Annotated in this window: 1 protein-coding gene; it reads right to left on the bottom strand. The window is 60.9% G+C overall.

The genetic code is table 11. From position 1 onward, the window contains the following. Window positions 1-1176, bottom strand: a complete 1176-nt coding sequence (tuf, locus tag IB248_RS30850; protein WP_018857113.1) for an elongation factor Tu — start codon at window positions 1174-1176, stop codon at window positions 1-3. Between the last annotated feature and the right edge of the window lie 3 nt (window positions 1177-1179).

Genomic DNA, 1179 nt, shown 5'->3' with positions numbered 1-1179 from the left:
TTACTCGACGATCGAGGCGACGATGCCGGCGCCGACGGTACGGCCGCCTTCGCGGATAGCGAAGCGCAGCTTTTCTTCCATCGCGATCGGAACGATCAGCTCGACGTCTACAGTGACGTTGTCGCCAGGCATGACCATTTCCGTGCCTTCCGGCAGGGTGACGATGCCGGTGACGTCCGTCGTGCGGAAGTAGAACTGCGGACGGTAGTTGGTGAAGAACGGCGTATGACGGCCGCCTTCTTCCTTCGTCAGGATGTAGGCTTCAGCCTTGAACTTCTTGTGCGGCTTGACAGAGCCCGGCTTGCACAGGATCTGACCACGCTCGACGCCGTCACGGTTCACACCGCGAACCAGAGCACCGATGTTGTCGCCAGCCTGGCCCTGGTCGAGCAGCTTACGGAACATTTCAACGCCGGTAACCGTCGTCTTCGAGGTCGGGCGGATGCCGACGATTTCGACTTCTTCGCCAACCTTGACGATACCGCGCTCGACGCGGCCGGTCACAACCGTACCACGGCCCGAGATCGAGAACACGTCTTCGATCGGCATCAGGAACGGCTGGTCGATCGGACGCTCAGGCGTTGGGATGTAGGCGTCAACAGCTGCCATCAGCTCGCGGATCGCGTCTTCGCCGATCTTCTTGTCGGAGTCTTCGAGAGCGGCAAGAGCCGAGCCCTTGATGACCGGAATGTCGTCGCCCGGGAAGTCGTAGGACGACAGAAGTTCGCGAACTTCGAGCTCGACGAGTTCGAGAAGCTCGGCGTCGTCAACCTGGTCGACCTTGTTGAGGAACACGACGATCGCCGGAACGCCAACCTGGCGAGCAAGCAGGATGTGCTCGCGGGTCTGCGGCATCGGGCCGTCGGCAGCCGAGCAAACCAGGATCGCGCCGTCCATCTGCGCAGCACCGGTGATCATGTTCTTGACGTAGTCGGCGTGGCCGGGGCAGTCAACGTGGGCATAGTGGCGGTTCGGGGTCTCGTATTCGACGTGTGCCGTCGAAATGGTGATGCCGCGAGCCTTTTCTTCCGGAGCCGCGTCGATCTGGTCGTACGCCTTGAACTCGCCGAAGTACTTCGTGATCGCTGCCGTCAGAGACGTCTTGCCGTGGTCAACGTGGCCGATCGTGCCGATGTTAACGTGCGGCTTGTTGCGCTCAAACTTACTCTTTGCCATTTG

The sequence above is a fragment of the Rhizobium sp. RHZ01 genome (assembly GCF_014851595.1).
GTDB classification, from domain to species: Bacteria; Pseudomonadota; Alphaproteobacteria; order Rhizobiales; family Rhizobiaceae; genus Rhizobium; species Rhizobium altiplani.
The sequence above is the reverse complement of the archived record's forward strand: the minus strand, read 5'-3'. Positions and strand labels throughout refer to the sequence as shown.

Bases quoted from the DNA above. Each gene is read 5' to 3' on its own strand.
- tuf (WP_018857113.1), bottom strand. From the start codon at position 1,176: ATGGCAAAGAGTAAGTTTGAGCGCAACAAGCCGCACGTTAACATCGGC.